Consider the following 19,137-nt stretch of genomic DNA (forward strand, 5'->3'; position numbering starts at 1 on the left):
CTCTACGGTCGCCCCGCAACTCACATCGCCGCTAGAGCCGCACGTACAGCCGCAGGGTCACGTACGCCGCGATCGCCGCGAGGGCCATGCCGGCACCGGTGATGACCGGGCTGATCGTGGCGATGACACCCCAGTCGACCGGCGGGATGATCCCGGCGCGGATGGGGCCGGCCAGGGTGCGGTCGATGAAGAGCACCTTGGTCAGCACCAGGCCCACCGTGGCCAGCAACCCACCGAGCAGGCCGGCGAGCGCGGCCTCGAGGATGAACGGCAGCTGGGTGTACCAGCGGGAGGCTCCGACGAGTCTCATGATGTTGGTCTCGTTGCGCCGGTTGAAGGCCGCGAGCTGGATCGTGTTGGAGATCAGCAGCAACGCGGCCAGGGCCTGGACGACGGCCACCGCGATGGTCGCGTTCCGGGCACCGTTGAGCAGGCTGAACAACCGGTCCAGGAAGTCGCCCTCGTCGCGCACCTGGTCCACGCCGTTCTGCCCGTTCGGGAACTCGGCGGCGATCACCGAGTACCGCTCCGGGTTGACCAGCTCGACGCGGAAGCTCTCGGGCAGCGCGTTCGGGTCGGTGTTCTCGACCAGGGCCGGCTGCTGGGAGAACTGCTCGGTGAACCGCTGGTAGGCCTCGGCCTTGGACTCGTAGATGTAGTTCGCGACCTCGGGCGAGGAGTCGAGCTCGGTCGCGATGGACTCGCGCTGCTCCTCGGTGACGTCGTCGGTCAGGTAGATCGAGACCTGGACCTTGTCGTAGTAGATCGCTCGCATGTCGCTGATCATGTTGGCGATGACCAGGCCGGTGCCCATGAGGGCCAGCGAGATGCCGGTCGTCAGGATCATGGCGACCGTCATGGTCAGGTTCCGACGCAGCCCGGTGGCCACCTCGGAGAGGACGAAGTTGACGCGCATGGGTTCCTTCGGGAATTCGGGGGGTCAGCGACCGACGCCGTAGACGCCGCGCGACTGGTCGCGGGACACCTGACCGTCGTTCAGCTCGATCACGCGGCGGCGCATCGAGTCCACGATGTGGTAGTCGTGCGTGGCCATGACCACGGTCGTGCCGGTGCGGTTGATCCGCTCCAGCAGCAGCATGATGCCCTGGCTGGTCTCGGGGTCCAGGTTGCCGGTGGGCTCGTCGGCCAGCAGCACCAGCGGCCGGTTCACGAACGCGCGGGCGATCGCGACGCGCTGCTGCTCACCACCGGACAGCTCGGTGGGCAGGCGCTCGGCCTTGCCCTCCAGGCCGACCATCTCCAGCACCTCGGGCACGACCCGGCGGATGGTGCGCTGGGGCTTGTTGATCACCTCGAGGGCGAACGCGACGTTCTCCGCGACCGTGCGGTTGCGCAGCAGCCGGAAGTCCTGGAAGACGCAGCCCATCGTGCGGCGCAGCTTGGGCACCTGCCACTTGCTCATGGTGTTCAAGGTCTTGTCGTTGACCTTGATCGTGCCCTTGGTCGGGTTGTCCTCCTTCAGCAGCAGCCGCAGGAACGTGGACTTGCCCGATCCCGACGAACCGATGAGGAAGACGAACTCGCCCTTGTCGATCTCCATGGAGACGTCGTCCAGGGCCGGCCGCGGGCTCGTCGGGTACACCTTGGTGACGTGTTGCAATTCGATCACGGGGACTGACCGTACCCGCCGAACCTGGTCATCCTGGTCGGCTCGCCGTGCTGCGGGCGGAGCCTTACACCTCGGCGGCTTACTGCTCCTGCTGCTTGCGCCAGCGGATGCCGGCCTCGACGAAGGCGTCGATGTCCCCGTCGAGCACGTTGGAGGGGTTCCCGCTCTCCACCTCGGTGCGCAGGTCCTTCACCATCTGGTACGGGTGCAGGACGTAGGAGCGCATCTGGTTGCCCCAGCTGCTGCCCTCGCCCTTGAGCGCGTCCATCTCGGCCTTCTGCTCGCGCTGCCGGACGACGAGCAGCCGGGCCTGCAGCACCCGCAGGGCCGCGGCCCGGTTCTGGATCTGGGACTTCTCGTTCTGGCAGGACACCACGATCCCGGTGGGGATGTGGGTCATCCGGACGGCGGAGTCGGTGGTGTTCACCGACTGCCCACCGGGGCCCGAGGACCGGAAGACGTCGACCCGGATCTCGTTCTCGGGGATGTCGACGTGGTCGGTCTGCTCGACGACGGGCAGCACCTCGACCCCGGCGAAGGAGGTCTGCCGGCGGCCCTGGTTGTCGAAGGGCGAGATGCGCACCAGGCGGTGGGTGCCCTGCTCGACCGAGAGCGTGCCGTAGGCGTAGGGCTGCTTGACGGCGAAGGTGGCCGACTTGATCCCGGCCTCCTCGGCGTAGGAGGTGTCGTAGACCTCGGTCGGGTAGCCCTTGCGCTCGGCCCAGCGCAGGTACATGCGCAGCAGCATCTCGGCGAAGTCGGCGGCGTCCACGCCCCCGGCCTCCGACCGGACCGTGACCAGCGCCTCGCGGGAGTCGTACTCCCCGGACAGCAGGGTGCGGACCTCGAGCTCCTCGATCGCCTTCTGCAGGCTCTCGACCTCGCGCTCGGCCTCCAGGCGGGTGGCCTCGTCGTCCTCCTCGGCGGCCATCTCCCACAGCACGGCGACGTCGTCCATCCGGCTGCGCAGGTCCTCGACCCGGCGCAGGTCGCCCTGCAGGTAGGACAGCCGCGAGGGCAGCTTCTGCGCGGCCTCGACGTCGTCCCAGAGGTCCGGCGCGGCGGACTGCTGCTCGAGGTCGCGGATCTCGTCGCGCAGGTCGTCGAGCTTGAGGACGGTCTCGATGGACTTCAGCGTGCCGTCGAGGGCGTCCATGCGGGAGGAGAAGTCGGCAGCCACGGTGGTCCAGCCTAGTCGTCACCGGCCGGGCCGGCCGACGGCTCAGCCCGCGAGGTGGCCCCAGTCCGCGGCCAGGTCCACCCACGGGCCGCGGGCGACGACCCGGCCGGCCTCCAGGACCACCACCTGGTCGGCCAGCGCCAGCGCCGACCGCTTGGAGCTGGCGCCCACCACGGTGGCCCCGCGCTCCCGGAGCGCGGCCCACAGCTCGAGCTCGGTGCGGGCGTCCAGCGCCGAGGACACGTCGTCGGCCAGCACCAGCTCGGCCCCGGTCGCCAGCGCCCGGGCCAGCGCGAGGCGCTGCACCTGGCCGCCGGACAGCCGTACCCCGCGGTGCCCGACCAGGGCCCCCACTCCCCCGGCCTCGGAGACGTCGCGCTCCAGCCGGGCGTCGGCCAGCGCGCCGCCGATCTCGCGGGCGTGCCCCAGGGCGACGTTGTCGGTGATGGTGCCCGACAGCACCCGCGGCACCTGGGCGACGTGCGCCACCTGGCCGGGCCGCAGGAACAGCTGGGGGTCACCGACCTCGGTGTCGTTCCAGCGGATCGAGCCCTCGTGGTCCACCAGCCCGGCGAGTGCGCCGAGCAGGCTGGTCTTGCCCGACCCCACCCGGCCGACCAGCAGGGTGAGCGAACCGGCCGGCACCTCGAGGTCGACGTCGGCCACGCCGACGGTGCCGTCGTCGTGCACAGCGGTGACCCGGTCCAGGCGCAGCCGGCGCAGCGGCACCCGGTCGGTGTCGACCGGTGCCGGCGCGGACCCGGCGACCAGGTCGACCCCCGCCGGCACGCCGACCAGGTCGTCGCTGCCGGCCAGGGCGGTGGCCTCCCGCAGCCAGGCACCGGCGATCGGCCGCTCCACGACCGCGAGTCCGGCGGTGATCCCGTACCAACCCGACCCGGCGACCGCGGTGCTCACGGTGAGCGCGGTGGCCAGCCCCCACACGTCGAGCAGGTAGAAGCCCCAGGTCGCCACGATGCCGACCTGCACCAGGACGACGGCCGCGCCCTCCAGCAGCGTGCGGATCCGGGTCTCGCGCACGGTGGCCGCCACCCGCAGCGCGTCGACGGACTCCAGGTGCTGCTGCACCGGGCCGGTCGCGGCGGCGAGCTTGACGGTGCGCACCGCCTCCAGGGCCGAGGCCAGCGACCGCCCGAAGGCCGCCCGCCGGTCCCCCGCCAGCCGACCGGCCCGCCCGGCCGCCGGGGCGCCCAGGAACGCGACCAGCACCGCACCGACGATCACCCCGCCGGTCACCGCCCCGGCCAGCGGCTGCCCGGTGACCGCGATGGTCAGCCCGGTGACCGCGGCGCCGATGCCGACGTCGATCCAGCGGTCGGCCCAGTTCATCAGCCGGTCGGAGTCCAGCGCCCGGGCGGTCACCTCGCCGGCCGGCGTGCGGGCCAGCCGGTACTGCTCGGTCTGCCCGCGGAGCACGGCCAGCCGTAGCCGCAGCGTCACCGACGTCCACCAGATCGGGTACAGCCAGAACGCCCACGCCACGAACAGCGACGACCCCAGCAGCGACAGGGCCAGCAGCACCGAGACCCCGGTCGGGTCCTCGCCGCGCTGCAGGCCGGCCACCAGGTCGCCCCACAGCGCCCCGGTGAACACGCCGTAGGTGCCGGTCACCGAGGCGCCCAGGAACGCGATCGTGCCCACGACGCCCCAGCGCGGGTGCGCCAGGATCGCCCGCGTCACGGTCCGGGCCAGCCGGACCCGCGGGGTCGGCGGCTGCGGACGGGGGGCCCGCCGCTCCGCGCGGGAGAGCAGGCCGGCGTCGTGCGCGACGGGGACCTCGGCCACCTCGGCGGCCTCGTCGGCCGGCGGGCCGTCCAGGGTGCCGGCGCTGCCGGCGGCCACCAGCAGGTCGCGGAACGGCCCGAGCGAGGCGGCCAGGTCGGCGCGCGGACCCTGCTGCACGATCCGGCCGGACTCCAGCACCGCGACCGCGTCGCACCAGCGGGTGGTGCCCAGCCGGTGCGCCACGACCACCCCGGTCCGGCCGGCCAGCAGCCGGCGGGCGGCGCCGGTGACCAGCTCCTCGGTGGTCGGGTCCATCCGCGCGGTGGCCTCGTCGAGCACCACCACCCGGACGTCGCGGACCAGCAGCCGGGCGAAGGCCACCAGCTGCTCCTGGCCCGCGGACAGGGTGATCCCGCGCGGGCCGAGCACGGTGTCCAGCCCGTCGGGCAGCGAGGCCACCCACCGGGTCAGCCCCAGCTCGGCGACCGCCCGGTCGACCACGGCGCGCGGCAGGTCGGCGAACAGGGTGATGTTCTCGGCGAGGGTGGCGGCCAGCAGCTCGGTGCGCTGGGTGACCACGCCGACGCCGGCCCGCAGCTGCTCGAGGTCCAGCGTCGTGACGTCCTGGCCGCCGACCAGCACGGTGCCCGCCGGCGGGTCGACCGCGCGGGACAGCAGCTTGGCCAGCGTGGACTTGCCGGCCCCGCTGCGCCCGACCAGCGCGCAGGTGGTGCCCACCGGCACCGTCCAGCTCTCGACCTGCAGGCTGAACGGCTCCCGGTGGCCCTCGGTGCGGTAGGAGAAGTCCAGGTCGCGCACCTCGATGCCGGCGCCGGTCAGCGGCAGGCCGCCCTGCGGCTCGGGCGCCGCGGACATCAGCGTGCGGATCCGGGTGAGCGCGCCGATGCCCTCGTGCATCTCGGGCAGGTGGTGGTTCACCTCGTCGAGCCGGCCGACGAACGTGGTCACCAGCAGCCACAGGGTGACCAGGGTGGCGACGTCGAGCTCGCCGCTGCCGACCAGCGCGATCGCGGTCAGCGCCAGGGCGGCGAGCATGCCGTGCAGCACCAGCCCGCTGCGCAGCGCGACCATCGCGCCGATCCGGGACGTGCTGGTGTTCCGGCGGACGATCTCGGCGGAGCGGCGGGCGAACTGGGCGACCACGTGCGGCTGGCCCAGCGAGGTGCGGACGTCGTCCCGGCCGGCGACGGCCTCCTCGAGCTGGGCGGCGCCGTCGGACCACGCCTCCTCCTCGACGGTCTTGGACGCCGCCAGCCTGGAGGTGAGCCCGCGGACGGTGGCCAGCACCAGCAGGGCGACCAGCGGGAAGGCGATCCAGGCCGGCCACCAGACCAGCCCGGCGGCGACCCAGGCCAGGCCGGAGCGGAACACCGCGCGGCCCATCGCCCAGCCGGTGATCCGCAGCAGGGTGGCCAGCTGCCGGGTGTCGTCGTCGACCCGGTCGATCAGCTCGCCGACGCCCTGGCCCTCCAGCGTGGTCAGCGGTTGGTGCAGGGCGGCGTCGAGCAGGTCGGCGCGCAGCACGCCCTCGGCGCGGCCGACGGCGGTGGCGAACAGCGTGCGGCCGACGACCTCGCCGACCGCCGAGCCGACCAGCAGCACCGCCAGCGCGGCGAGCAGCGACCCGGTCGGGCCCTCGGCGATCCGGCCGGCGACCACGGTGCCCAGGGTCTCGGCGACGGCGGCCAGCACGGCGGCGACCGCGGCGACCGTCGTCGCTGGCCCGGCGAGCCGGCGCCAGCCCAGGGGCGCGTGCTGCCGCATGAGCTGTCGCCTCCCCCGTCGTCCCGCCGTCGTCCGTCGGGCAGCACGCTACGGACGGGGTCCGACAGCCGCGCCTGGTTTTCCGGCAGGGTCAGCCGGTGAGGGCGGCCCGGCGGCGGCTGCGGGAGCCCAGCCAGCGCGGCAGGTCCTCGGCCGGCATGGGTCGGGCGATGACGAAGCCCTGCGCGTAGGTGCAGCCCAGGGCGGCGACGGTGGCCAGCTGCTCGGGGGTCTCGACGCCCTCGGCGACGCTGCGCATGCCGCAGGCCCGGGCCAGGCTGACCACGGTCTCGACCGCGGCCGCGGACTGGCTGGCCTGCTTGTGGCCGACCCCGGCGATGCCCTGCACCAGCGACTTGTCGATCTTGAGGATGCCGGCGGGCATGGAGACGATCTGGCCCAGGCAGGAGAACCCGCTGCCGAAGTCGTCGATGGACACCTCGATGCCCGACACCCGCAGCTCGGCGAACTGCTCGGCGGCGCGCTCGGGGTCCTCGGCGACGCTGGTCTCGGTGAGCTCCAGCACGAGCCGCTCGGGGCGCAGCCCGCTGCTGGCCAGCACGGAGTTGACGTCGGAGACCAGGGTGCCCGAGCCCATGTGGGTGGCGCTGATGTTCACCGCGGCGGTCAGCGGCAGGCCCATCGCGTCCCAGCCGGCGGCGTCGCGGGCGACGGTGGCGAGCACCCAGCGGGTCAGCTCGTCGACCAGTCCGCTGGCCTCGGCGACCGGCACGAACTCCGAGGGCGGCAGCAGCCCGCGCTCGGGGTGCTGCCAGCGGACCAGCGCCTCGACACCGGTCACCGTGCGGGTGCGCAGGTGCAGCAGGGGTTGGTAGTGCACGACAAGCTCGCCGGCGCCGATCGCGTCGCGGAGCTCGGTGGTCACCCGCAGGCGGCGCTGGGCGGCGTCGCGCAGCTCCTCCTCGAACAGGGTGACGGTGTTGCGCCCGGCGGCCTTGGCGGCGTACTTGGCCAGGTCGGCGTCCCGGACGAGGTCCGCGGCGCTGCTGCGCTGCCCGCCGGAGACGGCCACGCCGATGCTGGCGGTCAGCGGCACGGTGGCCCCGGCGACGGTGAAGGGCTCGGCGAACACTGCGCGGCAGCGCTCGGCCAGCCGCAGCGCCTCCTCGGCGTCGACGTCCCGGCAGAGGACGACGAACTCGTCGCCGCCCAGCCGGCCGACGGTGTCGAGCTCGCGGGCGGCGCGGGCCAGCCGGGCGGCGACCTGGCGGATGAGCAGGTCGCCGGTGTCGTGGCCGAGGGTGTCGTTGACGGCCTTGAACTCGTCGACGTCGAGGATCAGCACGGCCGTGCCGCGCTCGTCGCCGCTGGTCAGCTCGGCCTCGACCAGCTCCTGCAGGTGCACCCGGTTGGGCAGCTCGGTGAGGTGGTCGTAGAGCGCGCGGCGGGAGCTGTCGCGGACGGCCTCCACGCTGGCGGTGATGTCGGTGTGGGTGAGCACCAGCTGGCCGGACTCGTCCACCCGGCTGGCCTGCACGTGCACCCAGCGGCCGACCGGGGCCGGGCCCAGCGCGACGTCGATCGACACCGGCGGGCCGCCGTGCGCGGTGAGCTCGCCGAGGCCGGCCAGCAGCGTGCGGACGTCGTCGTCGTCGCGGGCGGCCAGCACCGCCTCGGCGTAGTCGTCGCCGGCGGCCAGCGGGAGCGCGGCGCCCTGCTCGAGCTGGCCGGCCCACGCGGCGTTGACCAGCAGGACAGTGCCCTCGGAGTCCAGCAGCGCGGTCGGCGACGGGAAGGCGTCCAGCACCGAGGCGGGGACGGCGGGCAGGGCCGGCGCGGGGCGGCGGGACCGGTGCCCGCCCGTACGGCCGCCGTCCGCGAGGGGGACGACGGGTGACGACACGTGGCCCAGCGTAGGGAACGGCGGCCGATCCGTGCGCATCCTCGGTTCCCGGACGTGGTCCGAAGGTGTGTCGACGCCTCCCCCGCCCCACCGGTCACAGCGCGTCACGCTCTGTCAGGGGTCGGTGTACCGGTCGCGCTCGACGACGAACTGCCCGGTCGCGGTGTTCGCGTCCACGAACTCCGGCAGCAGGGGTACGCGGACGGTCACCGTGACGCAGACGCTGAACTCCTCGCCGGGCACCAGCGAGGGTGCGTAGCCCCCGTTCGTCGCGGTGCACTCGACCCCCGCCGGCAGGTAGGCGACCCGGACGTCGGTGGCGTCGACCGACTGGTCCTCGACCGCCAGGGCCGCGGCCGCCTCCGCCCGCGCCTCCCCGGTCACCGGGTCCGGCGCGGTGCCGATCGCCCGGCCGGCCTCCCGCGCCGCGGCGTCGGCGGCGAAGACCCCGCGCTGGACGGCGGAGAACCCGGCGACCAGGTAGACCAGCGGCAGGAACACCACGATCGCCACGAAGACGAACTCGACGATCGCCGACCCGCGCTCGCCGTCGTCCGCGTCGGGGCTCACGGGGCCTCCTCCACCGCGCGGCCGGTGACCTCCAGCGGCAGCAGGTCGCCGAGTGCGGCCAGCAGGCTGGGCACCGCGCCCGAGCAGCGGACGACGACCAGCACCAGGCCGGTGCCGTCGACCTCCTGGTCGCTGGTGCAGGTCAGCCCCGCCGCCGTCCCCGCGCTGGTCGCCGAGCCGATGATCTCCAGTGCCCGCGGTGCGCCGGCCCCGGTCGGCACGTCGGCGCCGGCGGCGTACCGAGCGCCCTCCTGGGCACTGCTGGTCGCGACGTTGCGGACGTGCACGTAGACCGCGACCTGCAGCACCGCGAGCAGCAGGACGACGACCAGCACCGACACCAGCGCGAAGTCGACGACCGCGCTGCCCCGCTCCCGGTCCTGCGTTCGGTGCAGGCGGGCGGGGTCAGCCACCACCGCTGGTGACCGAGGTCAGCGCGGTCTGCACGGCGTCGACGATCGCGGTCCGGAAGGGGATGAGGATGGCCAGCACGAGGGCGGCCGTCATCACGGTGATCATCACCCACCCGGGGACGTCGCCCCGTTCGGGGTCGTCGCCCCGCAGACGGTGCACGAGGGCGGTGACCACCAGGGTCAGGAACGGCATGCGGGTCTCCTCACTGGGCCAGCGTCACGATGCTGATCAGGCCGGGGAACAGGGTGAACAGGACGGTCACGGGGAGCACCAGGAAGACGACCGGGACCATCATCTGGATCTCCTTGGTGCCGCCGGCCTCGAGCAGCCGGCGCTTGCCGGCCTCGCGGACGTCGGCGGCCTGGGCGCGGAGCACCTCGGCCAGCGGAGTGCCGCGCTCGATCGCGACGACCAGGCCGTCGACGAAACGGGCCAGCGCGTCGACGGAGGTGCGGTCGGCGACCTGCTGCAGGGCGGTCACCAGCGGCACCCCGGCCCGGGCGCGGCCGAGGGCGCCGCCGAGCTCGCGGGCCAGCTCGCCGCCGGACAGCCGGGTCACCCGGGCGATGGCCGCGGTCGGGCTCTCGCCGGCGGTGACGGCGAGGGCAAGCAGCTCGGCGACCACCGGGAACTCGGCCAGCAGCAGGGTCTCGCGCCGCTGCACCTGCTGGGTGAGCCACCAGTCGCGGCCCAGCACCCCGCTGAGCAGGCCGCCGACGCAGACCAGCGCGGCGCTGAGCAGGTTCAGCCCGCCGGTCGCCCCGGCCACCAGCAGCGTGGTCAGCCCGCCGGCGAGCAGCCCGAGGCCACCCCAGACCACCTGCTCGACGCGGAAGTCCTCCACCGTGGTGTCCGAGCCCAGGGCGGCCAGTCGGCGTCGCACGGCGACCCGGCCGCCGAGCAGGCGGTCCACGACGCGGGCGCCGTCGGTCAGCGCGGGGCCGAACACCCGGCGGGCGGCCGAGAGCATGCCGGGCTCGGTGGCGGTGCCCAGCAGCCGGGACGGCGGCGGGGTGTCCTGGACGTAGGGCGCCAACCGGTCGACCAGCCGGACCGGCCGGGCCGGCGGTGCGTACCGCAGCACGAGGACCAGGCCCAGCGAGGTGGTCAACCCGAGCAGGACGCCGACGACGCCGGGGGTCACTGCAGCACCCGCACGTCCTGGGGCAGCCGCCCGATCCTCAGCATGAGCCGGTAGGCGACCAGGCAGACGGCGCCACCGCCGACCAGGATCGCGGTGCCGACCGGGCTGTCGTAGGCGGCCAGGGTCTGCCGCTGGGTGGCCAGCAGGAGCAGCACCGCCCAGGGCGCGGCGACGGCCAGCCGTGCGGCCTGCACGATCCAGCCCTGCCGGGTCTCCAGCTCGGCGCGGGCCCGGGCGTCCTCGCGCAGGAACGTCGCCAGCGTGCGCAGCACTCGGCCCAGGTCGCTGCCGCCCACCTCGCGTGCCACCCGCAGGGTCTCGACGATGCGGTCGCCGACCGGGTCGGCGAGGTCGTCCTTGAGCCGGTCGAGGCACTCGGCGAACCGGCCGGTGGCCCGGTGGTCGGCGGCGAACCGGGCGAACGGCGCCCGCAGCACCTCGGGCCCGCGGGTGGCCAGCGCGGACAGCGACTCCGGCAGCGACAGGCCGGCGCGCACCGCGGAGGCCAGGTTGTCCACGACCTCCGGCCAGACCTCGCGCAGGTCGGCCCGGCGCTTGCCGGCCAGCCGGCGGACGAGCAGGTAGGGGGTGGCCGCGCCGAACGCGCCGAAGGCCAGAGAGATGGTCACCGTCGCGGTGGTCACCAGGACCAGCACGGCGACCACCAGGCCCAGCACGACCTGCAGCGCCAGCAGCTGGGCGGGGTTGATGCCGGTCAGCCCGGCGGCGGACAGCAGCTGGGCGCGGCGCCCCGGCCGTCGTCCGGTGGTCCGGCGCTGCGGCGCCCGCGGTCCGCTGCGCCAGACCAGCAGCAGGCCGACCCCGAGCGCCAGGCCCAGCAGTGCCCCGGGGACGGTCACCGGTGGTCCTCGAGCAGGCCGGCGAGGTCGAACCCGTGGGCGGCGAACCGCTCGGGGTGCGGCGGGTAGCCGTCGGCCCGGACCAGCCGTCCGTCGCGGGTGGTGAACACGTCGGCGGTCTCGATCACGGTGCCCTCGGCGCGGCCGGGGAGGGCGACCACCTCGCGCACCCGCCGGTGCCCGGACGGGTCGGTGCCCACGTGCACCACCAGGTCCACGCTGCTGGCCACGGTGGGGACGACGAAGGCGTGCCCGATGTTCTCCCCCGCCAGCAGCGGCAGGGTGCACATCTTGACCACGGCCTCGCGGGCGCTGTTGGCGTGCAGGGTGCACATGCCGGGCAGCCCGGAGTTCAGCGCGATGAGCAGGTCCAGGCACTCCTCCTGGCGGACCTCGCCGACCACCAGGCGGGAGGGCCGCATCCGCAGCGCCTCCTTGACCAGGCGGCGGAGCGGGATCTCCCCCGCGCCCTCCAGGTTGGGCTGGCGGGTCTGCATGGCCACGACGTCGGGCAACGGGATGCGGAGCTCGAAGACCTCCTCCGCCGTGATCACCCGCTCGCGGGCCGGGATCGCCGCGCAGAGGCAGTTCAGCAGGGTGGTCTTGCCGGCCTGGGTGCCGCCGCTCACGAGGATGTTCAGCCCGGCCGCGACCGCGGCCTCCAGGAAGCGGGCGACCTGGGCGGTCAGCGTGCCCAGGGCGACCAGCTCGTCCAGGCTGTGCGCCTGGAGCACGAACTTGCGGATGTTGACCGCCATGTGCCGGCGCGTGACATCGGGGATCACCACGTGCAGCCGCGAGCCGTCGGGCAGTGTCGCGTCGACGAACGGGGTCGACATGTCGACACGTCGACCCGAGGTGCGCAGCATCCGCTCGACCAGGTCGGCCAGCTCGCCGGCACCCAGGATGGTCGTGGTCAGCTCGCTGCGCCCCCGCCGGGCCACGAACACCCGCCCGGGCTCGTTGACCCAGATCTCCTCGACCTCGGGGTCGTCCAGCCAGCGCTGCAGCGGGCCGAACCCGGCGACCCGGTCCAGCACGTCGCGCAGCACGCCCTCGGCGTCGGCCAGCGGCGGCAGGGACGACGACAGCGACCGCTCGGCGTAGTCGGCGACCACCTCGCGGACCAGCGTCCGCACGGGGCCGGGGTCCACCGCGGGGTCCAGGCCGCGCCGGCGGACCAGCTCGCGCACCTCGGCGTCCACCAGGTCCAGCGCGGTCGACGCGGCGGGCAGGACGGGCACGCAGCGGAACCTACGAGACCGGGAGGACTCGCGGGGGCCGGATCAGCCGACCTGTGGACAACCGGGCCGGCCCGTACCCGATCGGGTGAACGCCCTGCTCACGCTCGTGCTGGGTGCCCGGCACGCAGCGTGACGACCCCCATCGAGGGATTCCGGAACGGGTTCGGCAGGTCGGCCCGTAGGCTGCCCCGACCAACCCTCCGGAGGTGCCCCGTGGTCCAGCCAACCGGCAGCGCCTCGCTGCTCGACACCGCCGTCGCGCGCTTCTACGACCTCGTGCTGGACGACCCCCGTCTGGCGCACTGGTTCTCCGACGTCGACATGACCCGGCTGCGCCGGCACCAGGCCGAGTTCCTCGGCACCGCCCTGGACGGCGGCGCCAGCCGGTACGACCTGCGCCGCGCCCACGCCGGTCTCGGCATCGACGACGCCGCCTTCGACCGGGTGGTCGAGCACCTCGGCGCCGCCCTGGCCGCCGTCGGGATCGAGGACGGCCACCGCCGCGACATCCAGCAGGCGGCGGCCGGCCTCCGCGACCAGGTCGTGGAGGCCTGACCGGACCCGGTCAGAAGGTCAGGACGAGCCTCCCGCGCACGCCGCCGGCCTCGAGCCGGGCGTGCGCCGCCGCGGCCTCGGCCGCCGGCACCACGTCGGCCACCCGCAGCGTGACCTCGCCGGACTCGGCCTGCTGCCGCAGCCGGTCCAGCGCCGCGGTGTTCTCCGCGTAGTCGCGCACCATCACCGGCTCGAAGCGGATCCCGCGGCCGGGGTCGACGTCGTCCCCGCGGTAGCCGCGCACGGTCGAGACCACGCCGCCGTCGCGGACCACCCGCGCGCCCGCGGCGCCGAGCAGCGCGCCGTCGGCCAGGCCGTCGACCCCGCCCGGGTAGCGGTCCAGCACCGCGTCGGCGAACCCGTCGCCGCGCTCGAGCACCACGTCGGCGCCCAGGGACTTGACCAGCTCGCGGTCGGACTCCGCGGCGTCGGCCACCACGACGAGCCCGTCGACCTTGGCCAGCTGCACCACGTAGCCGCCGAACGCACCGGCTGCGCCGCTCACCGCGAGCACCTGCCCGGCGCCCAGGCCCATCCGGTCCAGCGCCAGCCGCGCGGTGAGGCCGTTCATCGGCAGCGAGGCGGCCGCGGTGTCCTCGACACCCGACGGCACCGGCACGACCGACCCGGCCGGCAGCGCGATCTGCTCGCGGTAGCCCCCGTGCGCCCCGCTCGGGACGACGATCGCCATCACCCGGTCACCCACCTGCAGCGGGGTCTCGGTGCCCGGCCCGATCTCGTCGACCACGCCGGCGACGTCCATCCCCGGGATCCAGGGCATCTCCTTCGGGGCCTTCGGGTGCTGGGCGTAGGTGCCGTTGCGGGCGTAGGTGTCCGTCGGGTTGATCGCGGCGGCCCGCACGGCCAGCCGCACCTGACCGGGGCCCGCGTGCACCTCCGGCACGTCGAGCAGGTGCAGGGCCTCGGGCCCGCCGAACTCGGTCACTCCCACAGCTCTCATACCCGGGGACAAGTCGTCGCCGTCGCCGGGGATTCCAGGCACGGGGTTCCACAGCAGGCGTGCAGGCGATCCTGGGCGCACCGTCAGGAACCGGCCGCACCGTGTGCCCCATGCCCCCGCAGACCGCCGCCCCGGTGCTGGACGTCGTCGTCCCCGTGCACGACGAGGAGGCCGACCTCGAGCAGTGCCTGCGCCGCCTGCACGACCACCTGGCCACCCTGCCGTTCAGCTCGCGGATCACCGTGGCCGAGAACGCCAGCACCGACGGCACCCTGGCGCTGGCCCACCGGCTGGCCGGCGAGCTGCCCGGCGTCCGGGTGCGGGTGGAGACCGAGCCCGGGCGCGGCCGGGCGCTGAACCGGGCCTGGCTGGCCAGCGACGCCGCCGTCCTGGTCTACATGGACGTCGACCTGTCCACCGACCTCAACGCGCTGCTGCCGCTGGTCGCCCCGCTGATCAGCGGGCACTCCGACCTGGCGATCGGCACCCGGCTGGCCGGGTCCTCCCGGGTGGTCCGCGGCGCCAAGCGGGAGTTCATCTCCCGCAGCTACAACCTGCTGCTGCGCGGCACCCTGGCCACCCACGTCTCCGACGCCCAGTGCGGGTTCAAGGCCATCCGCGCCGACGTCGCCGCCCGCCTGCTGCCGCTGGTCGAGGACACCGGCTGGTTCTTCGACACCGAGCTGCTGGTCCTCGCCGAGCGGGCCGGGCTGCGGATCGCCGAGGTCCCCGTCGACTGGGTGGACGACCCCGACAGCCGGGTGCACATCGTCTCCACCGCCCGCGCCGACCTGGCCGGCATCGCCCGGATGTGGCGGGCGTTCACCACCGGCCGGCTGCCGCTGGCCGACCTGCGCGCCCAGATCGGCCGCGGTCCGCTCGTCGAGCCCGACCTGGACGGCGTCCCGGCCGGGCTGCTCGGCCAGCTGGTCCGCTTCGCCGTGATCGGCGTGGTCTCGACGCTGGCCTACCTCGCGCTGTTCGTCGGGCTGCGGCACACCTTCGAGCCGCAGGCCGCCAACCTGGTCGCCCTCGGCGTCACCGCGGTGGCCAACACCGCGGCCAACCGGCGGATCACCTTCGGCATCCGCGGCCGCGGCGGCGCGGCCACCGCCCAGTTCCAGGGCCTGCTGGTGTTCGCCCTCGGCCTGGCGATGACCAGCGGCACCCTGGCCGCGCTGAACGTCTGGGACCCGCGGGCACCCCGGCTGACCGAGCTGGCCTTCCTGGTCTCGGCCAACCTGGCCGCCACCCTGCTGCGCTTCGTGCTCTTCCGGGCCTGGGTCTTCCGCACCCGGGCCGCCCGCCCCCAGGGCACCCCGGTCACCGCCGACGTCCTGCCCGGCCTGCCGGTCAGCGCCCGGTGAGCACCGTCCTCGACCCCCCGGTCGGGGTTGCCACGCCGGTCCCCGCCCCGCTCCGGGCCGGCGACCCGGGCTGGGTGCGGCCCGCGCTGCTCACCCTGCTCGGGGCCACCGGCGTGCTCTACGTCTGGGACCTGGCCGCCTCCGGGTGGGCCAACGCCTTCTACGCCGCCGCCGTGCAGGCCGGGTCGCAGAGCTGGTCGGCGGCCTTCTACGGCGCCTCGGACGCCGCGGGCGCGATCACCGTGGACAAGCCGCCGGCCTCGCTGTGGGTCATGGAGGCCTCGGTCCGGCTGTTCGGCCTCAGCTCGTGGTCGCTGCTGGTGCCCCAGGCGCTGATGGGCGTGGCCACCACCGGGGTGGTGTACCTCGCCGTCCGCCGGGTGGTCGGCCCCGGGGCGGGTCTCCTGGCCGGGGCGGCGTCCGCGCTGACGCCGGTCGCCGTCCTCATGTTCCGGTTCGACAACCCCGACGCGCTGCTGGTCCTGCTGCTCACCCTCGCGGCCTACCTGCTGACCCGCGCCGTGCAGTCGGGACGACGGGCCACGCTGGTGGCCGTCGGCGTCCTGATCGGGTTCGCCTTCCTGACCAAGACGCTGCAGGCCTTCCTGGTCGTGCCCGGGTTCGCCCTGGTCTGGCTGGTCTGCGCCCCCACCGTGCTGCGCCGCCGGCTGGTCGACCTGGCCTGGGCGACCCTGGCGATGGTGGTCGCCGGCGGCTGGTGGGTGCTGGTCGTGGAGCTGGTGCCGGCGGACTGGCGGCCCTACATCGGCGGCTCGCAGACCAACTCGGTGTGGGAGCTGATCTGGGGCTACAACGGGCTGGGTCGGCTGACCGGCGACGAGACCGGTTCCGTCGGCGGCACGATGGGCTGGGGCGAGACCGGGCTGGGGCGCATGTTCGACGCCGAGATCGGCGGCCAGATCTCCTGGCTGCTGCCCGCGGCGCTCGTGCTCGCGGTCGCCGGCCTGGTCGCCGTCGGCCGCCGGCCCCGCACCGACCCGGCTCGCGCCGGGCTGCTGGTCTGGACCACCTGGCTGCTGGCCACCGGCCTGACGTTCAGCCTGATGGCCGGCATCTTCCACGCCTACTACACCGTCGCGCTGGCCCCGGCGATCGCCGCGGTCGTCGGCATCGGCGGCGGGCTGCTCTGGGCGCGCCGCGGCTCCTGGTGGGCACGGCTGGTGCTCGCCGGCACGCTGGCCGGCACCGGGGTCTGGTCGTGGGTGCTGCTGACCCGGACGCCGAGCTTCGTGCCGTGGGTCGCCCCGCTCGTGCTGGCCGCGGCGCTGCTGGGCGCGGGCGCGCTGCTCGGGGTGCACCGGCTGCCGCGGCCGCTGGTCGGGGTGGTCGTCGCGCTGGGCACCCTGGCCGCGCTCGGCGGGCCGGCCGCCTACGCGGTGGACACCGCGAGCGCCCCGCACACCGGGTCCATCGTCACCGCCGGGCCGACCGGGATCAGCCGGTTCGGCAACGCCCCGGCCCGGCCGGCGAGCACCGCCCCCCAGCCGCACCCCGGTGCCGGCGGGCCCGGGTTCACCCCCGGCGGCGGGAGCACCCGCGGCAGCCTGGTCGGCGCCAGCGACCCCAGCGCCCAGGTCGTCGCCGCCCTGCGCGGGAACGCGTCGTCGTTCACCTGGGTGGCAGCGGCGATCGGCTCGCAGAGCGCCGCGGGGTACCAGCTGGCCACCGGCGACCCGGTGATGGCGGTCGGCGGGTTCAACGGCAGCGACCCCTCCCCCACCCTCGCGGAGTTCCAGCAGTACGTCGCCGCCGGGGACATCCACTGGTTCGTCGGCGGCTCGGTGGGCCGCAGCTCCAGCGGGTCCAGCTCCTCGGCCGACATCCAGGACTGGGTCGCCCAGAACTACCCGGCCAGCACGGTCGACGGCGTCACCCTCTACGACCTCAGCCGCCGGATCGACTGATCCAGGGGGCGAAGATCTCGCGCGCCACCGGGTCGGGCGTGCGGTAGGTCAGCACGGAGCCGTCGTGCAGCAGCACCGACAGCACCAGCGGGTCGGCCGGCCCGGGGCGCTCGGGACCGCTGAGCACGACCGCGCTGACCTGCTCGGCCCCGATCCGCCGGACGCCCTCGAGGCCGGCGGCCAACTCGGCGGAGGAGCGCGCCCGCCGGAACAGCGGCGTGCCCGGACGGCGCCGCACCCGATGCCCTGCCCGGCGGGCCGCCATCGCCTGGGCGTGGTCACCGGCGGCCTGCTGCCGGTCCCGGGCGCGGAACCGGGCGATGAGCACGGCGGAGAACAGCAGCAGGCCCAGCGCGCCGATCGAGAGCACCAGCGACAGCGGGCCCACGCCGTCGAACCGGCCGGCCAGCTGGGACAGCAGGACGAGTACGCCGAACCCGCCCAGCAGGAACAGCAGCTGGCGCAGCTGAGCCCGGGTGTCGGACAGCCCACGGGCGAACCCGGGCAGCTCCACCCAGCCGTCGTCGAACACCGACAGCCGCCACCAGTCGCCGGCGGCGTCCTCGGCCGACACCCAGCCGCGCCGCACGGGACCCGTCAGCGCTTGCTGGCGTAGGTCTTGAGCAGACCGCGGCTGATGATCGTCTTCTGGATCTCGCTGGTGCCCTCGCCGATCAGCAGGAACGGGGCCTCGCGCATGAGGCGCTCGATCTCGTACTCCTTGGAGTAGCCGTAGCCCCCGTGGATCCGGAAGGACTGCGTGGTGACCTCGGCGCAGTACTCACTCGCCAGCAGCTTGGCCATGCCGGCCTCGACGTCGTTGCGCTTCCCCGAGTCCTTGAGCTTGGCCGCGTTGACCATCATCAGGTGGCTGGCCTCGACCTTGGTGGCCATCTCGGCCAGCTGGAAGGCGATCGCCTGGTGCTGGGCGATCTTCTTGCCGAAGGTCTCCCGCTGCTGGGCGTACTCCACGGCCAGCTCGAAGGCCCGGATGCTGATGCCGCAGGCGCGGGCGGCGACGTTGACCCGGCCGACCTCGACGCCGTCCATCATGTGCGCGAAGCCCTTGCCGGGCACGCCGCCGAGGATGTCGTCGGCGCTGGCCTGGTAGCCGTCGAACACCAGGCTGGTGGTGTCGACGCCCTTGTAGCCCATCTTGTCGATCTTGCCGGGGATGGTCAGGCCGGGCTTGACCTCGCCGAACCCGGTGGGCTTCTCCACCAGGAACGTGGTCAGGTTCTGGTGCGCCTTCTCGGCGCCCTCGTCGGTGCGGACCAGCGCGGCGACCAGCGTGGAGGACCCACCGTTGGTCAGCCACATCTTCTCGCCGTCGATCGTGTAGTTCCCCTCGGCGTCCTTCTTGGCCCGGGTGCGGATCGCGGCGACGTCGGAGCCCAGCCCCGGCTCGGACATGGAGAACGCCCCGCGCACCTCGCCGGTGGCCATCCGGGGCAGGTAGCGCTCCTTCTGCTCCTGCGTGCCGTGCTGGATGAGCATGTAGGCCACGATGAAGTGGGTGTTGATCACCCCGGAGACGCTCATCCAGCCGCGGGCGATCTCCTCCACGACCAGCACGTAGGTCAGCAGCGACTCGCCCAGCCCGCCGAACTCCTCGGGGATCATGAGCCCGAACAGGCCCATCTCCTTCATCCCGTCGACGATCTCCTGCGGGTAGGTGTCGGCGTGCTCGAGCTCCTGGGCCCGCGGGATGATCTCCCGGTCGACGAACCGGCGGACCGTGGACAGGATCTCGGTCTGGATCTCGGTCAGGTCGGCGGTCTGGGCCAGGCGGGTCATGGGTGCTCCTCGCGGGGGACGACGGTGTCCGTGGTTACCGGTGAGTATGCGTCAGGGGTGCGACGCTGACGGCCGCACCCGCACCGAGGAGGACC

Annotated in this window: 17 protein-coding genes; 3 read left to right on the forward strand and 14 right to left on the reverse strand. The window is 74.3% G+C overall.

Annotated features, from left to right (window positions below; all coding sequences use genetic code 11):
* Positions 1-31: 31 nt before the first annotated feature.
* From ftsX to LFA75_RS05500, 11 genes are all read right to left on the reverse strand, one after another.
* The gene (ftsX, locus tag LFA75_RS05450) at positions 32-916 is read right to left on the reverse strand and encodes a permease-like cell division protein FtsX (RefSeq protein ID WP_225232670.1); all 885 of its coding nucleotides are present in this window, start codon (positions 914-916) and stop codon (positions 32-34) included.
* 24 nt (positions 917-940) lie between these two features.
* Entirely contained in the window at positions 941-1,630 is a 690-nt protein-coding gene (ftsE, locus tag LFA75_RS05455) for a cell division ATP-binding protein FtsE (protein ID WP_091237996.1), read from the reverse strand.
* A gap of 79 nt (positions 1,631-1,709) precedes the next feature.
* Positions 1,710-2,786: a peptide chain release factor 2 gene (gene prfB / locus LFA75_RS05460; protein ID WP_404820966.1), complete on the reverse strand. Its 1,077-nt coding sequence runs from the start codon at positions 2,784-2,786 to the stop codon at positions 1,710-1,712.
* A 66-nt stretch (positions 2,787-2,852) separates the two neighbouring features.
* Complete coding sequence (locus LFA75_RS05465; protein WP_225232672.1) at positions 2,853-6,341, reverse strand: ATP-binding cassette domain-containing protein; 3,489 nt, start codon at positions 6,339-6,341, stop codon at positions 2,853-2,855.
* A 91-nt stretch (positions 6,342-6,432) separates the two neighbouring features.
* Positions 6,433-8,205: a putative bifunctional diguanylate cyclase/phosphodiesterase gene (locus LFA75_RS05470; RefSeq protein ID WP_225232673.1), complete on the reverse strand. Its 1,773-nt coding sequence runs from the start codon at positions 8,203-8,205 to the stop codon at positions 6,433-6,435.
* Positions 8,206-8,319: 114 nt separating this feature from the next.
* The gene (locus tag LFA75_RS05475; RefSeq protein WP_225232674.1) at positions 8,320-8,775 is read right to left on the reverse strand and encodes a hypothetical protein; all 456 of its coding nucleotides are present in this window, start codon (positions 8,773-8,775) and stop codon (positions 8,320-8,322) included.
* On the reverse strand, positions 8,772-9,188 hold the full coding sequence (locus LFA75_RS05480) for a TadE/TadG family type IV pilus assembly protein (RefSeq protein WP_225232675.1): 417 nt from the start codon (positions 9,186-9,188) through the stop codon (positions 8,772-8,774). Before LFA75_RS05480 ends, LFA75_RS05475 begins: the two co-directional genes overlap by 4 nt.
* Positions 9,181-9,381 carry a hypothetical protein gene (locus LFA75_RS05485; RefSeq protein WP_225232676.1) on the reverse strand — a complete coding sequence of 67 codons (201 nt, stop codon included), beginning with the start codon at positions 9,379-9,381 and terminating at the stop codon, positions 9,181-9,183. The genes LFA75_RS05480 and LFA75_RS05485 overlap by 8 nt, the downstream gene beginning before the upstream one ends.
* A 10-nt stretch (positions 9,382-9,391) precedes the next feature.
* Positions 9,392-10,333, reverse strand: a complete 942-nt coding sequence (locus LFA75_RS05490; protein WP_225232677.1) for a type II secretion system F family protein — start codon at positions 10,331-10,333, stop codon at positions 9,392-9,394.
* Positions 10,330-11,193 carry a type II secretion system F family protein gene (locus LFA75_RS05495; RefSeq protein ID WP_225232678.1) on the reverse strand — a complete coding sequence of 288 codons (864 nt, stop codon included), beginning with the start codon at positions 11,191-11,193 and terminating at the stop codon, positions 10,330-10,332. The genes LFA75_RS05490 and LFA75_RS05495 overlap by 4 nt, the downstream gene beginning before the upstream one ends.
* Complete coding sequence (locus LFA75_RS05500; protein ID WP_225232679.1) at positions 11,190-12,437, reverse strand: CpaF family protein; 1,248 nt, start codon at positions 12,435-12,437, stop codon at positions 11,190-11,192. Before LFA75_RS05500 ends, LFA75_RS05495 begins: the two co-directional genes overlap by 4 nt.
* A gap of 213 nt (positions 12,438-12,650) precedes the next feature.
* On the opposite strand from LFA75_RS05500, the gene LFA75_RS05505 reads away from it, so the two are divergent.
* Entirely contained in the window at positions 12,651-12,992 is a 342-nt protein-coding gene (locus LFA75_RS05505) for a group I truncated hemoglobin (protein WP_225232680.1), read from the forward strand.
* 10 nt (positions 12,993-13,002) lie between these two features.
* Here LFA75_RS05505 and LFA75_RS05510 read toward each other — a convergent pair whose 3' ends face one another.
* Entirely contained in the window at positions 13,003-13,938 is a 936-nt protein-coding gene (locus tag LFA75_RS05510; RefSeq protein WP_225232681.1) for an NADP-dependent oxidoreductase, read from the reverse strand.
* A gap of 125 nt (positions 13,939-14,063) precedes the next feature.
* Between LFA75_RS05510 and LFA75_RS05515 the strand changes: the two genes are divergently transcribed.
* Both LFA75_RS05515 and LFA75_RS05520 read left to right on the forward strand, forming a co-directional pair.
* Positions 14,064-15,320, forward strand: coding sequence for a bifunctional glycosyltransferase family 2/GtrA family protein (locus LFA75_RS05515; protein WP_225232682.1), 1,257 nt, complete (start codon positions 14,064-14,066; stop codon positions 15,318-15,320).
* Positions 15,317-17,245 carry an ArnT family glycosyltransferase gene (locus tag LFA75_RS05520; RefSeq protein ID WP_225232683.1) on the forward strand — a complete coding sequence of 643 codons (1,929 nt, stop codon included), beginning with the start codon at positions 15,317-15,319 and terminating at the stop codon, positions 17,243-17,245. Before LFA75_RS05515 ends, LFA75_RS05520 begins: the two co-directional genes overlap by 4 nt.
* On the opposite strand, the gene LFA75_RS05525 is transcribed toward LFA75_RS05520, so the two are convergent.
* On the reverse strand, positions 17,226-17,834 hold the full coding sequence (locus tag LFA75_RS05525) for a hypothetical protein (protein WP_225232684.1): 609 nt from the start codon (positions 17,832-17,834) through the stop codon (positions 17,226-17,228). The genes LFA75_RS05520 and LFA75_RS05525 overlap by 20 nt on opposite strands.
* Before the next feature lie 8 nt (positions 17,835-17,842).
* Positions 17,843-19,042 (reverse strand): acyl-CoA dehydrogenase family protein, encoded by a 1,200-nt coding sequence (locus LFA75_RS05530; protein WP_225232685.1) that lies wholly within the window; start codon positions 19,040-19,042, stop codon positions 17,843-17,845.
* Positions 19,043-19,137 lie beyond the last annotated feature (95 nt).

Origin of the sequence: Klenkia terrae, assembly GCF_900491935.1 — a bacterium.
GTDB classification, from domain to species: Bacteria; Actinomycetota; Actinomycetes; order Mycobacteriales; family Geodermatophilaceae; genus Klenkia; species Klenkia terrae.